The organism is Pseudomonas sp. Pso3 (assembly GCF_055393275.1).
In genome coordinates, this window is sequence record NZ_AP043687.1 from 264,556 (window position 1) to 280,416 (window position 15,861).

14 protein-coding genes are annotated in these 15,861 nt (G+C 61.8%); 1 reads left to right on the plus strand and 13 read right to left on the minus strand.

Features of this window, described 5'->3' with window-relative positions; translation table 11 throughout:
* Nucleotides 1-141: 141 nt before the first annotated feature.
* From ACZ5R1_RS01255 to ACZ5R1_RS01300, 10 genes are all read right to left on the minus strand, one after another.
* Nucleotides 142-1,176, minus strand: coding sequence for a glycoside hydrolase family 5 protein (locus ACZ5R1_RS01255; RefSeq protein WP_027598145.1), 1,035 nt, complete (start codon nt 1,174-1,176; stop codon nt 142-144).
* Nucleotides 1,177-1,233: 57 nt separating this feature from the next.
* Complete coding sequence (locus ACZ5R1_RS01260; protein WP_042135263.1) at nt 1,234-2,505, minus strand: flippase; 1,272 nt, start codon at nt 2,503-2,505, stop codon at nt 1,234-1,236.
* Between the two features lie 55 nt (nt 2,506-2,560).
* Nucleotides 2,561-3,838 (minus strand): hypothetical protein, encoded by a 1,278-nt coding sequence (locus ACZ5R1_RS01265; protein WP_027598146.1) that lies wholly within the window; start codon nt 3,836-3,838, stop codon nt 2,561-2,563.
* Between the two features lie 84 nt (nt 3,839-3,922).
* Nucleotides 3,923-4,663: a WecB/TagA/CpsF family glycosyltransferase gene (locus ACZ5R1_RS01270; RefSeq protein WP_027598147.1), complete on the minus strand. Its 741-nt coding sequence runs from the start codon at nt 4,661-4,663 to the stop codon at nt 3,923-3,925.
* Nucleotides 4,656-5,531 carry a glycosyltransferase family 2 protein gene (locus tag ACZ5R1_RS01275; RefSeq protein ID WP_027598148.1) on the minus strand — a complete coding sequence of 292 codons (876 nt, stop codon included), beginning with the start codon at nt 5,529-5,531 and terminating at the stop codon, nt 4,656-4,658. Before ACZ5R1_RS01275 ends, ACZ5R1_RS01270 begins: the two co-directional genes overlap by 8 nt.
* A 200-nt stretch (nt 5,532-5,731) precedes the next feature.
* On the minus strand, nt 5,732-7,948 hold the full coding sequence (locus tag ACZ5R1_RS01280; RefSeq protein WP_027598149.1) for a polysaccharide biosynthesis tyrosine autokinase: 2,217 nt from the start codon (nt 7,946-7,948) through the stop codon (nt 5,732-5,734).
* Between the two features lie 15 nt (nt 7,949-7,963).
* Nucleotides 7,964-8,404, minus strand: coding sequence for a low molecular weight protein-tyrosine-phosphatase (locus tag ACZ5R1_RS01285; RefSeq protein WP_027598150.1), 441 nt, complete (start codon nt 8,402-8,404; stop codon nt 7,964-7,966).
* A gap of 157 nt (nt 8,405-8,561) precedes the next feature.
* Nucleotides 8,562-9,971, minus strand: coding sequence for an undecaprenyl-phosphate glucose phosphotransferase (locus tag ACZ5R1_RS01290; RefSeq protein ID WP_007161398.1), 1,410 nt, complete (start codon nt 9,969-9,971; stop codon nt 8,562-8,564).
* Nucleotides 9,972-10,441: 470 nt separating this feature from the next.
* Nucleotides 10,442-10,654 carry a hypothetical protein gene (locus ACZ5R1_RS01295; RefSeq protein ID WP_027598151.1) on the minus strand — a complete coding sequence of 71 codons (213 nt, stop codon included), beginning with the start codon at nt 10,652-10,654 and terminating at the stop codon, nt 10,442-10,444.
* A 138-nt stretch (nt 10,655-10,792) separates the two neighbouring features.
* Nucleotides 10,793-12,001, minus strand: a complete 1,209-nt coding sequence (locus ACZ5R1_RS01300) for a methyltransferase (RefSeq protein ID WP_081347912.1) — start codon at nt 11,999-12,001, stop codon at nt 10,793-10,795.
* A 298-nt stretch (nt 12,002-12,299) separates the two neighbouring features.
* Here ACZ5R1_RS01300 and ACZ5R1_RS01305 point away from each other — a divergent pair, with 298 nt between their 5' ends.
* Nucleotides 12,300-13,163 carry an isocitrate lyase/PEP mutase family protein gene (locus ACZ5R1_RS01305; protein ID WP_027598153.1) on the plus strand — a complete coding sequence of 288 codons (864 nt, stop codon included), beginning with the start codon at nt 12,300-12,302 and terminating at the stop codon, nt 13,161-13,163.
* A gap of 3 nt (nt 13,164-13,166) precedes the next feature.
* Here the strand turns inward: ACZ5R1_RS01305 and ACZ5R1_RS01310 are convergent, their stop codons facing one another.
* Genes ACZ5R1_RS01310 through ACZ5R1_RS01320 form a run of 3 tightly spaced genes read right to left on the minus strand, consistent with a single transcriptional unit; the run spans nt 13,167 to nt 15,852 of the window.
* On the minus strand, nt 13,167-14,366 hold the full coding sequence (locus ACZ5R1_RS01310; RefSeq protein ID WP_027598154.1) for a glycosyltransferase family 4 protein: 1,200 nt from the start codon (nt 14,364-14,366) through the stop codon (nt 13,167-13,169).
* A 45-nt stretch (nt 14,367-14,411) separates the two neighbouring features.
* On the minus strand, nt 14,412-14,705 hold the full coding sequence (locus ACZ5R1_RS01315; RefSeq protein WP_464712769.1) for a hypothetical protein: 294 nt from the start codon (nt 14,703-14,705) through the stop codon (nt 14,412-14,414).
* A 58-nt stretch (nt 14,706-14,763) separates the two neighbouring features.
* Nucleotides 14,764-15,852, minus strand: a complete 1,089-nt coding sequence (locus tag ACZ5R1_RS01320; RefSeq protein ID WP_042135271.1) for a glycosyltransferase family 4 protein — start codon at nt 15,850-15,852, stop codon at nt 14,764-14,766.
* Between the last annotated feature and the right edge of the window lie 9 nt (nt 15,853-15,861).

Below are 15,861 nucleotides of genomic sequence, written 5' to 3' on the forward strand. Positions count from 1 at the left end.
CCAGCGGCGAGAGAACTCGGGTCTCAGCTTTTAGTTGTACGAGCACCTGAGTCTGCTGGTCTAGGACTGGCCCTTGGCCATCGAGTTCAGCGCCACCGGAGCGGAAAAAGGTGACGCCGTTCGAAATCTGTCATATCTCTGCTAACGAGGTCCTATGACTTCGCAGTCATGTTTGTTCAGGTGTTTTTCCAGCAGGGCCGTCTGGGGCTTCTCCGCGCCATTCTTCGGTTCGATGGCCAGAGGATAGTCGCCCCAGCCCGGACCCGCCGCCCAATAGGCGCTGGGTACGCACTGCTCGCCCAGATAGCTGAGCAGATTGTCCATGGCTTCCAGCCATTGCGGGTGTGCAGGTATCCCATATTCGCCAATGAAGCCGCGCAAATTGTGCTTTTTCAGCCACTCGATGAAGGGGCGGGTTCTTTCCACGCCGATCATGGGATGGACGCCCTTCATGCCCGAGGCGTAGTTGCCGCTGGAATCTTCGTCGAAGTAGATGTGCGCCTCGTAGATCAGGTTGTCCGCCGGATCCTTGATCAGCAGATCGCCATTCACCTGCGGCCAGCGCTGGGCACTGGACCAGCTGTCGCCGGCGATGAAGATCGGCGTCTTCATGTCCACCGTGCGGATGCTGTCCACGGCCGTCTGCGCCGCCCGCGGCCAGAGGCCCTGGGTGTCATGGGGTTCGTTCATGACATCGTAGCCGTACAGCGCCGGATGCTTCTGGAAGGTCAGCGCCAGGCGCTTCCAGACATCGGCGTAGCTGGCATAGGACACCTGGGGCGAGCCGATCAGCTGGCCGCGATAGCGTGCGTAGTTGTGCAGGTCGAGGATCACCCGGATGCCGTACTTGTCGGCGAAGTCCAGGGTGCGCTGCAGCAGGGCGACCTGGGCCTGATCCAGTTCACCGCCCAGCTGGGGCTGCACCCGCTCCCAGAGAAAGGGGAAACGGATGAAGCGGATGCCCTTGGCCGCGTAGCGGCGGAAGTAATCCTCGGTGGGATAGAAGTAGTTGGTGCCTTCCACGCCGGGCAGCACCTGGCCGGCGAAGCCGGCGGCCGACAGGTTGATGCCGATGAGATCCACCTTGGCTGTCGCCGGCTGTGGCTGAGCCTGGCCATAAAGCGCCGCGGAAAGTAATACGGTGGCCAGCAGGCCACCACCAATACGACGTTTCACTCGTGACACGGACAGCACCTCTCGTGTGTTGCGTAAGTTCGTCTGGACAGGGCTCCCTCAGGAGCTCTGCTGGTAGACCGGCGTGGGTTGCAGCGGCGGCGTGCGCCGGGCGAAGTATTCCAGCGCCAGGTAGTCCACGGTCACCCGGATGGTCCATGCGATGGCGGCGCCCATGATGGAGAAGTGTTGGATGCACACCACCAGCAGACCCAGGTAGGGCAGCAGCTCGGCGAGATGGATCATCGCCGTGGTCCGCGAATGGCCGCGGGCCTGGATCTTGGCGAAGGGAATCTGCGCCAGGGCGTTGAAGATGAAACCCACCGCCAGGATGCGCAGGATCTGCGCGGCATCGCCGCCGTACTCCGGACCCATCCACACGGTCATGATCCAGGGCGCCAGGATGAGGATCGGCAGCACCATCGCCAGGCTGATCAGCAGCAGGCCCCAGAAGGCCTTGTTGGCTTGGCGCGCGGCGTCGTCGCCGCTCTTGCTCAGCAGCGGGAACACCACCCGGGCCACGGCATTGGGGATGATCAGCATCCGCGAGACCGCTTCGGCCGGAGCGGTATAGAAGGACACGCGGCTGGCGCCGACCATGTGCGACAGCACGAAGCGGTCGAAGTAGACCATCAGCGGACTGATGATGTTGCTCACCGTCATCCAGCTGCCGAATTTCAGCAGTTCCTTGAACACCTCGACCTTGAAGGTGCGGATGCCTTCCGGGAAGTCCTTGTGCAGCGGCCAGTAGGCCAGCGCCATGGACACCACCCGCGCCAGCACCAGACCGATCACCGTGGCGGAAAAGCTCGGTTCGATCAGCACCGCGATCAGCGGCGCGATCGCCAGCAGGCTGTTGGAGAAGGTCCGCAGGATGTTGAATTCACCGAAGCGCTCGTTGCCTTCCAGGTAGGCGAACCAGACCGTCGCCAGCAGGAAGGGCGGCACGCACAGGCTCAGCCAGCGAAAGCCGGCCACGGCATTGTCGAAATGTTCGGGCGAGACGTGCAGCAGACTCACCACCTTGCCCGCGCCGAACCACAGCAGCAGCGTCGCCAGCAGGCTCAGGCCGATGACGGCGCCGGTGGCCGTGCCCATGACCAGCCGGTTGAGTCCCTTGTCGCCATGGTGCATGGCCACGGCGCGGATGACCGCCCGCGACAGGCCGGCATCGAACAGGGTGGCATAGCCAACGATGGCGAAGGCCAGGGTGAACAGGCCGAACTGCTCGACCCCGAGCAGGCGCGACAGCACGCCCATGGTGGGCAGCGCGATGGCACTGGGAATGACGACACCCAGGATGTTCCAGGTGCTGTTTTTGATCATCGACATCGTGGGGGTGAAAACTCCTTGAGGCCGCCCGACCGACGTCGGGCGGCACGCGGGATCAGACCGGGCGAGCCAGCTGGCTGCTCGGACGCGGGTAGGGACTGCTGACGTAGGTCTCCTGGACGGATGCGGAGCTGTAATGGTGCAGCGCACGCAGCGCCTGGATCACCAGCAGGTAGCAGATGGTGGCCTGGAGGTACTCGAAGAAACCGGCCAGCGGCCAGATCACCAGCTGCGCCAGGGTGGCGGTCACCACGAAACCGGTATCGGGGTGCAGCATCTTCGCCCAGCGATAGTAGAGGAACAGCGACACCGGGATGATGATGAAGGCCAGGAAGCCGAAGCGGAACAGGGTGCCGAACACGCCGACGTCGGAAAGGAAGAAGTACTCACCGAAGTAGGGGATGAAGCCGTTGTTCCACATCAGCGACAGCGAGCCGCTCGGCAACCAGTGGTTCTGACTGAGGTGGGAGAAGATGTAGCCGATGGTCTGCTCGCGCACCCCGTCGGTGGGGCCGTCCTGCACCGACTGGGCATAGAAGTCCAGGTTCAACCCCAGCACCTTCATCAGGTCCGGGAAGATGAAGAAGGGCGATAGCAGCAGCGCGGAGACGCAGATCCAGACGATCGACTTGCTCTTCAGGCAGAACACGGTGAACACCAGCGCCAGCACGATCAGCTGCCGGGTCTGGGTGCCGAACACCAGGGTCAGCAGGAACACCATGGCCAGCACGATGTGCACGGTCTTGCTGCGCGCCGAGCCATCGATCGGCGAGATGCCCTTGTTCCAGGTCTGGATGCAGTAGAAGTAGGCCAGGCACAGCGCCGGCGCACCGATGGAGGAACGGTCCGGGCGGTCGAAGGAGGACTGCTTGTCCCGCAGGTCCGGCAGCACGCCGAACTTGAACATCCAGGCCATGACGGCGGCCAGCAGCGCGGTGATCAGCAGGGCCTTCTCGAATTGCGAGGCGCTCATGTTGCGCCCCAGGAACATCAGGGTGGCGAAGCCGAAGCTGAACAGGATCCGCCGCTCCTCGATCAGGCCGTAGACCAGCGGCTGGCCGTAGAACAGGAAGGAAAAGATCGCTGGCAGACCGATGAAGACCACCGACGAATAGACGGCGTAGGTCATCAGGATCTTGAATTCGCGCTGCTGGGTACCAATGCTGGTCAGCAGGTAGAAAAAGGTGAAGGCCATGCAGATGGCCAGGTACAACTCGTTCAGATAGAGGATGCCGACCGGGTTGTGCGGGCTTTCGCCGAACACGTCCAGGTGCAGGATCAGCAACGGAACCAGGAGAACGAAGGAAACGGTACTTTTACGGAGAATGCTCATAGACCTACCCATCCAGACGGGACCACCGGACTGCTTGTCCGGTGGTCATCTTCCTTGCGGCTGAGAACGCTGCGGGGCAGCCCCTCAGGTGCGTCGACTGCTGCGTTCCTTGAGATAGATGGGCAGGATGCTCACCGCATCGTGCACGTAACGCTTGGCCAGCCGCTTGGGCTCCGAACACATCCGGTGCAGCCACTCCAGCTTGGCCTTCTGCATCCAGCGCGGCGCCCGCTTGACGGTGCCGACGGCAAACAGGATGGACGCGCCGATGCACAGGCCGACGCCGGTGCGCTTGCTGCTGTCGATCTGCCGCGCGAGCTTTTCCTGACGCGGCGCCCCGACGGCATAGAGGATGAACTCCGACGGATTCTGCATCACGAAGTCGACGCATTTCTGCGTTTCCAGCGGATCGTTGATGAAGCCCATCGGCGGGTTGTAGTGCGCCAGCTGCATGTGCGGATACATCCGCCGCAGCTTGCCCACGTCATTCTCGCTCGAACCAATCAACACCACCGACAGGCGTTCGTCGTTGGCCTTGCGCAGGATGCTCAGCGTCAGATCGCTGCCGGTGATGACCTCGGGTACGGCCACCCCCAGCGACTTGAGGATGGGCATCAGGATCCGGCTGTCGCAGATGCGCTTGCCGGCGCGCTGGTAGGACTCGCGCATGTCGGGGTTGCTCTGCAGCTGCACGACATGGTCGATGTTTGGCGTGACGATGTAGCTGTAGGGCCGGTGGATGTCCTGGCTGATCGAGCTCATCAGCTCGTCCTTGGTACCGGTGAAGAAGTCGATACCAAAGGCTTGGGTGCGTAGGTTAGACATGCATCGTCGCTCCCTTGAAGGCGCCCTTCACGCCGGACCAGGCCAGTTTCGGATTCTTGAATTCCTTGAGCACGGTGATGCCGGACAGCAGCACGGCGGAGACCAGTGCGTAGGGCGTGCCATGGAATTTGCGATTGAAGCGGGTCGCGGCGCGATTACGGAAGTAGTGATAGAAGGCACTGCGTCCGCCCGAGCTCATCGAGCCGTAATGATAGAGCTGGCTCTCCCGCAGCACCTTGAGGGCGACGCCCTTGCGCTTGGCCTGGTACTGCCAGTCCACTTCTTCGGAGTACATGAAGTAGGCTTCGTCCATGAACCCGATCTCGGTCAGCAGGCTGGCGCAGAAGGCCATGCTGCAACCCATGATGTAGTCGGGTTCACGATCGAGCTTGGCGATGTCGCTGACCGCGATGTCCTTGCCCAGCAGCTTGGACTTGCCCAGCAGCGGGTAGAGGATGCCGCCGCCATAGCATTCCAGGCGACCGGTCTGGGAGCTCAGGATCACCGAGCCGACGATGGTCTTGGGCGCGCGTTGCAGCTCGGCCAGCAGCGGGGCGAAGGCATCGTCCTTGACGTAGGCGTCGTTGTTGACGACCCAGAAATGCTTGACCGCCAGGTTGTCCAGCGCCCAGCGCATGCCGTAGTTGTTGCCACCGGCATAGCCGTCGTTGCGCGGACTGGCGAGCACGGTGACCTGGCTCAGGCCGTTGTCGGCCTGCCAGCGTTGCAGGACGTCGATGGAGCCGTCCTGGGAATCATTGTCCACCACCACCGCGTGATCGATGGACGGGCAGTGCTTGAGGATGCTCTCCACACAACTGATGGTTTCGTTGGGGGCCTTGTAGTTGAGCACCATGACTACGTTCATTGGCGTGTTCCTATTCTTCAGAATCATCAATCCGGTACAGCGTCGAGATCCAAGGCTGCCAAGCGTGGCCGGGTTCAGGAGCGAACCCTTCGAAATCGCTGTGTGAGGTAGTTTCTTGTTCGATGCGCCTGTACGAATACTGCCGCGATCCCTGAAGGGATTGGCTGGACGGCGCTCGGGCCGTCCAACCGGGTCGTGCATCAGCTCTTGGCGTTCTGCTCGTAAGAGTAGTGATAGTTGCCGTAAGAGCCGTAGTTACTGGCCTTGCGCTCCACGGCGTTGAAGATCACGCCCTTGAGCGGAATGCCGTTGAGGTCGAAGCGGCGCTTGGTCGCCTCAAGCTCCTTGACACTGTTCACGCCGAAACGTGCGACGATCAGGCTGGTACCGGCGTGGCTGCCGATGATGCCGGCCTCGGTCACCGCCAGGATCGGCGGGGTGTCGATGATCACGATGTCGTACAGCTCGCTGAATTTCTTCAGCACGGTGGTGAATCTCAGGCTCATCAGCAGTTCCGACGGATTCGGCGGGAACTGGCCGCAGGAGACGAAATCCAGGCTGCCGACTTCGGTCTTCTTGATGGCGTCGTTCAGGGCGATGCGGCCACTCAGCAGATCGGACAGACCGTCCTGCTGCTTGGTGTTCATCAGCTTGTGCAGATAGCCCTTGCGCATGTCGCCGTCGATCAGCAGGACGCGCTGACCGGACTCGGCGATCACCGCGGCCAGGTTCGAGGACACGAAGGACTTGCCGACGCCCGGGCTGGGACCGGAGATCATCAGGATGTTGTTCTTGGCCTCGATCATGGCGAAGTGCAGGCTGGTACGCAAACTGCGCAGCGCCTCGGTGCTCAGATCGGTCGGATGGGTGAGGGCGGTCAGCGAGGACTCGCCCGGCTGCTTGGTGCCCAGTACCTTGGTGGTGTCCGCCTGGTTCTTGCTGTAGGGGATCGAGGCGTAGACCGGCAGGCCGATCTGCTCGATGGCTTCCGGGGTCTCGACACCGCGACGCAGGGTGTGACGGGTGTAGACGATGGCCAGGCCGACGATGCCGCCCAGGATGATGGCGACGGCGATGATCAGCGGCTTGTTGGGGGCGGACGGATCGTCAACGTTGGCGTTGGCGTTATCGATGATGCGGACGCTACCCACGGTACCGGCGCGAATGACTTCCAGCTCCTGGGCCTTGTTCAGCATCAGCGCATAGGTCTGACCGGTCACTTCGATGTCGCGGTTCAGGCGCAGCAGTTCCTGCTGGGTTTCCGGCAGCACTTCGACGCGCTTCTGCAGCTTGGCGCGCTCGGCCTGGAGTTGGCCCAGCTGGCTCATCAGCGCCTGGTAGGCCGGGTGCTGGCGAGTGAACTTGCGGTCCATCTCGGTGCGCTTGAGGTTCAGCTCGGAGATCTGGTTATCCAGGGCAACGGTCTGTTCCAGGACACCCTTGGTCTCGCTGTCGATGTCGACCGACTTCTTGTTGGTCTGGTAGTAGTTCAGCGCGGACTGGGCCTTTTCCAGATCGGATTTCACGACCGGGATCTGGGCGCGCAGGAATTCCAGGCTCTGGGTGGACTCGGCGGCGTTGCGATCGATGTTCTGCTGAACGTAGATGTCCGCGACTTCCTGGACGATGGCCTGGGCCTTCAGCGGATCCGCGTCTTGCAGACCGACACCGATGATGCCCGACATCTTGCCGCGTTCACCGGCGACGATGCGGCCCTGGTATTCCTGGATGGTCTTGGAGAAACGCTTCTTCATGATGGTGAATTCGGTGCCGGGGCGAGCCTGCAGCGTAGTCACCTTGATCTGGTAACCGGCATTGCTCACCGGCTGGCCGAGGCCACCGTGCAGTACCACTTCGTCGTCGGCGTTGAAGACGGTGAAGTTCTGGTTGTCCTCGACCTTCAGCTTCATCGGCTTGTCGAGGTTGCTGTCCGGCACTTCCAGCTGGTCGATGACCAGTTTCTCGCCGCCCCAGGCGAAGCTGTTCAGGCCGAGCAGGGGAGAGGCGACGTCGGTTTCATTCTGCGGCTCGAAACGGCGCGCGACGAAGTTGCCGATCAGCGGGAAATAGCGCGGCTTGACCTCGATATCCAGCTTGAGGTTCTCGATCGCCTTGCCGATCACCGAGCGCGACTTGAGCAGCTCGATCTCGGTCACCGCCTCAGGCATGGGCGGCGGCATGCCGCTGGTCTGGTCGGTCAGTCGGGTAACGCCCTTCTTCTCCATTTCGATCTGGATCATGGCGTTGGACGAATACATCGGCGTGGCCAGGATGGCGTAGCCAATACCGAGCGCAGCGAAAATGCCGATTACCGACAGCAGTTGCCATTTGTAATCGATCAACATTCCGAAGAGTGCGGAGAAGTTGATATCCGACTCATTTTTAACTTCGGGAGTAAAGCGAGGCATCGTGGTCATGAAATTCCTTCTTCCCTATTTGATGTATGGAAGCCAACTGTCTACACAGCGCGTCAAAAGTATTTGGACATTTTGAAACATCTCTTTAGAAAGGCGATAAGGGTCTGGTACTTCTTGATTGCTCAACCATTTCCCGATCAGAAAAACCTTACCCCTGACTTCAGGAGCAATACTTTCGACGGAGCGTGAGTGGAACTCTTCCATGGTCAAAATCAAATCCGCCTTGCGCAGCATCTCTGCATCCGCCTGGCGAGCTTTGTGGGTGGTGAAATCGATGCCGTTCTCCCGTAGCAATACCTCCTGAGCGGTCTTTTCCATGCCGTGGCCCACCAGCGCCCTTATGCCGGCCGAACCGACCTGGACGTCACGGCCTTCCAGCGCCTTGGCCAGTAGTGCTTCTGCGACCGGGCTGCGACAGATGTTCCCTTCGCATACAACCAATATCGACTTGATCATTCTTCAAAAACCTTCCTGTTGTCCGGACAACAGGTATCGACGGCAGATAGCCCAGCAAAGCCCGTACAGGAGTTGCTCGCTGCCGATGTAATTAGAGTCGGGAGTCCAGGCTCCAGATCGTCGTGCTGAGTAGTGGGGCCAACGGCCCCGGCCAGACTCAGTATGCGTTCTTATTGATGAAGCCTTTGAACAGCGTGAGGAAGATGATCTTGACGTCCCACCAGAAGGACCAGTGGTGGATATAGTCCAGATCGAACTCGACGCGCTTCTGCATCTTGTCCAGAGTGTCGGTCTCGCCGCGCCAGCCATTGACCTGAGCCCAACCGGTAATGCCGGGCTTCATCTTGTGGCGGAGCATGTAGCCCTGCACCAGCTTGCGGTATTGCTCGTTGTGAGCGACGGCATGGGGACGGGGACCCACGATGGACATTTCGCCGCGGAGTACATTAATGAATTGAGGCAATTCATCGAGAGACGTACGTCGTAAAAATGCACCAAACGGGGTGATGCGGGAGTCATTCTTGGTCGCCTGGGTGACCTTGGCGCCATTTTCCATGACCTTCATGCTGCGGAATTTCCACACTTCGATCGGCTTGCCGTCCATGCCGTAGCGCTTCTGCTTGAAGAAGATCGGACCGGGCGAGGTGATCTTGATGCCGATGGCGATGGCCAGCATGGGCAGGGAGATCATGGCCAGGATGATCGAAGACAGCACGATGTCCTCGATACGCTTGACGATATGGCTGGCGCCATCCATCGGGGTATCGAAGATGCTGATGCTGGGCAGGCCGTCCAGGCTCTCGCTACGGGCATGCAGCAGGTGGAACATGAAGATGTCCGGGATGATGTAGACCGACGCGGTGGTATCGCTCAGCTCCTGGACCAGCCAGTTGATCTTGCTCTGATCGGCCATGCCCAGGGTGATGTAGACCTTGTCGACCTGGCCGGAGCGAACGTCCTGCATGAGGCGATCCAGACCGCCATTCAGCGCCGGGCTGGGCACGCCTTCTTCACCGGTGTCCTGGTTGTCGCTGTAGAAACCGGCGATGCGCAGGCCCATCCAGGGGGCGGTGCTGATGGTGTGCGCCAGGCGCTGGGCGACCATACCGTTGCCGGCGATGGCGACGTTGCGGGTGTTGATGCCGGCCTTGCGCAGGGAATGCATGATCGAGCGCAGCAGCACGCGATAGCCGCACAGCGTGCCCAGCGTCAGACCCAACCAGCCCTGCATCACGCCAGGCGAGAGATAGGACTGATCGAAGAAGAAGTAGTCGACCATGAACACGGTCGCGAAGGTCAGCACCCAGTAGGTGGCGATCTTGAGCAGTTCGTCGGTGATGCGCTCACCCCGCCAGGAACCATAGACGTGGTTCAGCTCGGTGAGGAAATGGAAAATCAGCAAGGACAGGAAGATGACGACCCAATGCTCGGGACGCATGCCGGTTTCCGACGCCCAGGTGCCTGCCACATAGGCGCTCAGCGTGATCACGGCGAGGTCGAGCAGGCGGTGTGCGAGCGAGATTGCCGAGGAATTCGTATGCAAAATGCCGCGTTCTTTCAAATTCATGGTTCCATCCTTGTGCGTCTACCGTGCACGAACTTTCAACTGGGCGAGGCAGCTACCAGCGTATGAAATGTTCACTATGGCGCTCTAGGACCGATGACTGACCACCGATCGCTAAATGCCATGATGGCTGTAGCGACGTTAGGACTCGGCACTGATAAAGAGGTTCACACGGTAAAAAGGCGGGAAGGCGCTGTCGAGTTGGCCCAGATCAGGGCAAATAGCACGCCAGTCGGGCTACGGCGGAGGAGGGGAAGTGAAGAAGGGGGGAGTGCGTCACAGCGCGGGCGGACGGCTGGCACACTTCTCTCGCATCAGGGTGCGATGAGTGGCTTGCCCGGGCAGCGGAAGGCAGGAAAACGTTCCGTCGGACTTTAACGCGGGATGTGGGAATTGTGAGCTGCTTCACCAAACAATGAGACAGCCAGACCGGTCAGGTCGGGTGTAGGCCAGTCCCTGGCCTGAAACACGCCTCAATGGCGATGATGGGACTGAAAACTCAGGGGGGAATTGACGGGAAGGTTTGAAATCTTGGAGTGCCAGGCTGAATTTCTCGAGTTGTCGTGGGAGAACAACAGGAACGACCAGCTGACGAGGAGCGAGGCGACCGCAAGCCAGGGCAGCTGGGCTTGGGCGAAGACGAGGCAACCGGCAACGCCGGTCCAAACGGGCAGGTAGTAGCGCATTTTTGTTATTCCTGCTTTTTTTGCGAGATTGCAACCTAACTATTGTGCAGACTTTGTGAGAAGTCCATCACCAAAAGGTATTTTTTACACTCCTCAGCTCAGATTCCGACAAACGTGCAGGATAGAGCGGCTGTAGGCCTATGCCGGGCAGGGTTTTTCCGCACTCAGCAGCAGATTCCGGGGTGTCAGGCTGGCCTGACAGAAGGTCCCCAGCGTCACACTGTAACCTTGCTCCTGTAGGAACAGCGCCTGGTCCAGCACCAGCCAGAGTTCCAGCGGACGGCGGAACAGGCCGCGCAGCAGTTCGAGATTACGAACTTCTGCCAGCCGCTGGAAGCCCCGACGTTCCCACAGCGGCCAGTCGATCGCCGCGGGAAGCTTCAGCGCCTTGCGCCGCGCCAGCTCCTCACCGAACGCCGAGAAGGGCTGGCGCAGCCAGTGGCTGGGTAGCGGCGGCGTATTGAGATAGACGTCGCGCCCACTGAGTTCGCGTTGCAGGAGATCGAATCCCAGGCGTCGCGCCATGGACAGGTCCCTGTCCCGCCGCACCCGCTGCCCGCCGGTGACGGTTTCGCAGAGCGCCAGGCGCAGAGCTTCGCGGTCCAGGCGCAGCGCCGAGGCCTGCGCCGCGGTGGACAACGGGTCATACACCTCGGTGGAGATGCGGTCATAGCAGCAGGGCGCCAGGGCCAGTTGCTGACAGCCGCGCGCTGCCGTCACCCTGAGCAGCCGGGTGTGCAGGTCGCCGCAGGCGTGCAGGGCGACGGGCGTGTCGCGACTGCCGAGCTGGTCGCCTGCCAGCGGTTGGAGCACATCGGCCTGATAATGGTGCACCGGGGCCCGGCCCCGGTGGCTGAGCCTTTCGCCCTCCTCGACCAGGGCCGCGTCGAACTCCAGGCAGACGGCTGGCGCACCCTGATGGGTCAGGTGCCTGGCCAGGTGGCCCTTGCCCGCGCACCAGTCGACCCAGCGCTGCACCGGTTGCCGGAAGTCCAGTTTGCGACTGAAGGCTTCGATCTGCAGCCACTTGCGCCCCGGCACGTCGACGTCTTGCCTGCCGGACAAGGTGCGGCCAGGAGCGTCTGGGTAGGCGTGGACCTGGCTGAGCGCCAGCGAGGTCTCTGCCAGGGAGCGGAAGGGCTCAGGTGCAGCCAGCAGCTGAGGGGTATTATGGGCGGCCTCGGCTTCCTCCAGACTGCGGGCCCGCAGCCAGCGGGCCAGCTCCGCATGGCTCGATTCCCAGGCCAGCTCCCGTTCGACGAAGGGTCTGGGTCGCCACAGGTGCTGATGGCGGGTCAGAAAGAGATCCAGGGCGGTGAAGCGTTCGAGGAAAGCAGCGGCGAGCATGATGGCATTATGCAGTGACGGGATTGGCAGGAAGGCAAGGCCTGGCCACTATTGTCACTTTGCCCGGGCATGCTTGGGTATCGAAATTTCCGGCGCCTGGCCAGGTGGCTGGCTGCGCTGCCGATCCGCATTCATTTGACGTTCGATACGGGGCCTGCGGCTCTCGAAGAGCGAGGCCAGGCGACGACCGTGGGTCAGTTGGATGAATCGATTTATCTCAAAGCCGGACATCCGGTCGTGTGACCAGTACTTGTCGCGCTAACATTGTCTGTTCGGTATCTCCCAGAAGGAAAATCCTATGAAGCCAACCTCCCCGCACAAGCTGCGTCTAGCGTTCAGAGCCCTGCTCAAATCGGACAGCTGCTATCACACGGCGTCCGTCTTCGATCCCATGTCGGCGCGTATCGCCAACGACCTGGGTTTCGAAATGGGCATCCTCGGCGGGTCGGTGGCTTCCCTGCAGGTGTTGGCCGCGCCGGACTTCGCCCTGATCACCCTCAGCGAGTTCGTCGAGCAGGCCACGCGCATCGGGCGGGTCGCCCGGCTGCCCATCATTGCCGACGCCGATCACGGCTACGGCAATGCGCTGAACGTGATGCGCACCATCACCGAACTCGAACGCGCCGGGGTGGCTGCCCTGACCATCGAGGACACCGTGCTGCCGGCCGGCTATGGTCGCAAGTCCACGGATCTGGTGAGCGTCGAAGAAGGCATCGGCAAGATCAAGGGTGCGCTGGAAGCCCGTATCGACGAGGCCCTGAGCATCTTCGCCCGCACCAACGCCACCGAATTGAGCACCGAGGAAGTCATCTCCCGCACCAAGGCCTACGAGGCCGCGGGTGCGGACGGTATCTGCATGGTCGGCATTCGCGATTTCGCTCATCTGGAAGAGATCACCCAGCACCTGAGCGTGCCGGTAATGCTGGTGACCTACGGCAATCCCCAGTTGCGCGACAACGCCCGCCTGGCCAAGGCCGGGGTCCGGGTGGTGGTGAACGGGCATGCGGCCTACTTCGCGGCGATCAAGGCGACCTACGACTGCCTCAGAGAGCAGCGCGACATCACCGCGTCCGACCTGTCCGCGTCCGAACTCTCCACCAAGTACTCGACCCTGCAGGAGTATCGAGTCTGGGCGCGGGAATTCATGGACGTGAAGGAGTAACCATCAGGCGGTGCTCAGCGAACTCGGTTGCAGAGCCTTGCTGGGAAAGGGTGTCACGATCTCCAGATCCAGATCGGCGGGCAGATGCAGCGCAGCGACCCGGGCCTCGACAAAGGCGCGCATTTCCTGACGGAAGCGCTTGGTGGCGAAGCGCTCGGCATTCTGCCGGCACGCCTGCTGGCTGATCGGCGTTTCCAGGGCCTCGAACTGGCGCACGGCGGCGCATAGCGAGGCAGCGGTCTGCTCCGGATAGAAGACGCCGGTGGGGTGTTGCGCATCGAGGCCGCGCACGGTTTCCAGGACGCCACCCCGGCCATAGGCGATGACGGGGGTACCGCAGGCCTGGGCTTCGATGGGAGTGATGCCGAAATCTTCCTCGGCGGCAAAGACGAAGGCCCGCGCTCTGCGCATGTGGTCGAGCAGGCAGTCGAAGTCCTGGTAACCGAGCAGGGTGACGTTGGGGCCGGCGACTTCCTTGGCCTTCTCGAATTCGGGGCCGGCGCCGATCACCACCAGCTTCTTGTCGGGCATCGAGCTGAAGGCCTCGACGATCATGGGCATGCGCTTGTAGGGCACCATGCGCGACGCCGTGAGATAGAAGTCCTCCTTGCCGCCGCTGGGGGTGAAGCGACTGATGTCGACCGGCGGATAGATGACCTTGGCTTCGCGGCGATAGGCCTTGCTGATGCGCCGGGCGATGAAGTGGGAGTTGGCGACGAAGGCGTCCACGCCGGCGGCGGTGCGCTGATCCCAGATGCGCACGTAGTGCAGGATGACGCGCGCCAGCTTGCCCTTGAGGCCGCGGTCGAGACCGGCTTCCTTGAGGTACTGGTGCTGCAGGTCCCAGGCGTAGCGGATGGGCGAGTGGACATAGCTGATGTGCAGCTGGTCCGGACCGGTCAGGACGCCCTTGGCCACCGCATGGCTGCTGGAAATGATCAGGTCGTAGCCGGAGAGGTCGAGTTGCTCGATGGCGTGCGGCATCAGCGGCAGATAGGTCTGATAGCGCTTCTTGGCCTGGGGCAGGCGCTGGATGAAGGTGGTGGTCGCCTGCTTGCCTTGCAGCTGCGCCCGATCCTCGTCCGAGAGGAAGTCGATCACGCTGAACAGGTCGGCCTCCGGCCAGATGTCGAGCAGTTCGGCGAGCACGCGTTCGGCGCCAGCAAAGGTTACCAACCAATCGTGAACGATGGCGATTTTCATGTCGTCTTCCTTAAGCGTGAAATGAAATCAAGTGCTGGTGCTGAATCATGGAGTGCGGGTCTTTCTGGTCACTGCATATCCCCAGGGCAGCCGGGTAATCTCGATCTCGTCCGAAGCGCCGTCGAGTTCGTGCAACTTGATGGTTGGGCTTGGTGCAAAGACGGCGTCTGTTGCAGGCGTTTCGAAACATTCGGCGTTTTCCGGGCGCTCCGCGCTCTCTGCCGCGGTGGCGTCCGAGCTGCTGGGCAGCCGGTGGCAATCAGCGACCTGAAGGACGCGCCCGGACACATTCGAGTCGTCGAGCGTCAGGGGTACAGAGGAACGGCTCTGGCCTGCCATGGCGTTGCTTGTCTCTTCCATGAGTTCTTGATCGCTGAATTGTTGTTGTGGGGTCGTTTCAGGCGGCTCTGGCCGTGACCTTCGTGGTGGTCGCCAGGGCGCTGTCCAGCAGGTCGGAGACCTTTCTCGCCGAGGTCTGCCAGTTGAAGCGCTGGATGTTGGCCAGGCCCTTGGCGCGGAGCGCCTCCCTGAGCGGTGCGTCCTGGAGGATGGTGCGCATCGCCTGGGTGATGCTGGCCGTCTCGTAGGGATCGAAGTAGAGGACGCTGTCCTGCAGCACTTCCGGCATGGAGGCGGTGTTGGCCGAGATCACCGGGCAGCCGCAGGCCTGGGCTTCGAGGGGCGGGATGCCGAAACCCTCGTAGAGCGACGGAAAGACGAAGGCGGTGGCCTGGCGATACTGGCGTGCCAGTTCGGCATCGTCGATGCGGCCGAGCAGCTTGACCCGCGAATCCCGGGCGGCCAGGGTCGCCAGGTCGTTCTGACCGAACACGGCGTGGCTGTCGCCGACGATGCGCAACTCGACCTTCAGATCCCGCGGCAGGGCGGCGAAGGCCTCCAGCATCCGCGAGAAATTCTTGTGGTAGCTGGGCGAGGACACCGCCAGCAGATAGGGGGTCTCGGCGCGATCGATCCTCGGCTCCAGGGTGAAGGCATCGGCGACGGCGTTGGGTACCACCGTGATCGAGTCGCTCGGATAGCGATAGAAGCGCGAGATCTCGTCCCGGGAGAATTCACTCACGGTGATCAGGGCATTCGAGCGCTTGAGCAGCATGGGGATCAGGCAGCGGTACGAGGTGCGGAATTTCCACGAATAGCTCTCGGGAAAGCGCACGTAGTTGATGTCGTGATGGGTGGCGATCTGGTTGGTGTAGAGCAGTGGCGCCGTGCTGCACAGCGACAGCAGTAGGGGACTGCCCTGGCTCTTCAGCCAGTTCGGCAGATCCCATTGCTCCCAGCGCTGCCCCTGGCGGGTGCCGATGACTTCGATGCCCAGCCGTTTGGCCACCTCGGGCCTGACGGCGCCGGGCGGCGCGACGAAGCGCAGGTCGGATCTCAGCTTCGCCAGCTCCAGCGAGATGCATTCCGCGAAGCGCTGAACGCCGCGAAGATCCTGGGTGATGAAGCGGGAATTGACGATGATCATGATTCTGCC

What these genes read in the sequence shown, in the direction of transcription:
- ACZ5R1_RS01260 (WP_042135263.1), bottom strand. Translation starts at nt 2,505, where the DNA reads ATGTCGATGATCAAAAACAGCACCTGGAACATCCTGGGTGTCGTCATT.
- ACZ5R1_RS01265 (WP_027598146.1), bottom strand. Translation starts at nt 3,838, where the DNA reads ATGAGCATTCTCCGTAAAAGTACCGTTTCCTTCGTTCTCCTGGTTCCG.
- ACZ5R1_RS01270 (WP_027598147.1), bottom strand. Translation starts at nt 4,663, where the DNA reads ATGTCTAACCTACGCACCCAAGCCTTTGGTATCGACTTCTTCACCGGT.
- ACZ5R1_RS01275 (WP_027598148.1), bottom strand. Translation starts at nt 5,531, where the DNA reads ATGAACGTAGTCATGGTGCTCAACTACAAGGCCCCCAACGAAACCATC.
- ACZ5R1_RS01280 (WP_027598149.1), bottom strand. Translation starts at nt 7,948, where the DNA reads ATGACCACGATGCCTCGCTTTACTCCCGAAGTTAAAAATGAGTCGGAT.
- ACZ5R1_RS01285 (WP_027598150.1), bottom strand. Translation starts at nt 8,404, where the DNA reads ATGATCAAGTCGATATTGGTTGTATGCGAAGGGAACATCTGTCGCAGC.
- ACZ5R1_RS01290 (WP_007161398.1), bottom strand. Translation starts at nt 9,971, where the DNA reads ATGAATTTGAAAGAACGCGGCATTTTGCATACGAATTCCTCGGCAATC.
- ACZ5R1_RS01295 (WP_027598151.1), bottom strand. Translation starts at nt 10,654, where the DNA reads ATGCGCTACTACCTGCCCGTTTGGACCGGCGTTGCCGGTTGCCTCGTC.
- ACZ5R1_RS01300 (WP_081347912.1), bottom strand. Translation starts at nt 12,001, where the DNA reads ATGCTCGCCGCTGCTTTCCTCGAACGCTTCACCGCCCTGGATCTCTTT.
- ACZ5R1_RS01305 (WP_027598153.1), top strand. Translation starts at nt 12,300, where the DNA reads ATGAAGCCAACCTCCCCGCACAAGCTGCGTCTAGCGTTCAGAGCCCTG.
- ACZ5R1_RS01310 (WP_027598154.1), bottom strand. Translation starts at nt 14,366, where the DNA reads ATGAAAATCGCCATCGTTCACGATTGGTTGGTAACCTTTGCTGGCGCC.
- ACZ5R1_RS01315 (WP_464712769.1), bottom strand. Translation starts at nt 14,705, where the DNA reads ATGGCAGGCCAGAGCCGTTCCTCTGTACCCCTGACGCTCGACGACTCG.
- ACZ5R1_RS01320 (WP_042135271.1), bottom strand. Translation starts at nt 15,852, where the DNA reads ATGATCATCGTCAATTCCCGCTTCATCACCCAGGATCTTCGCGGCGTT.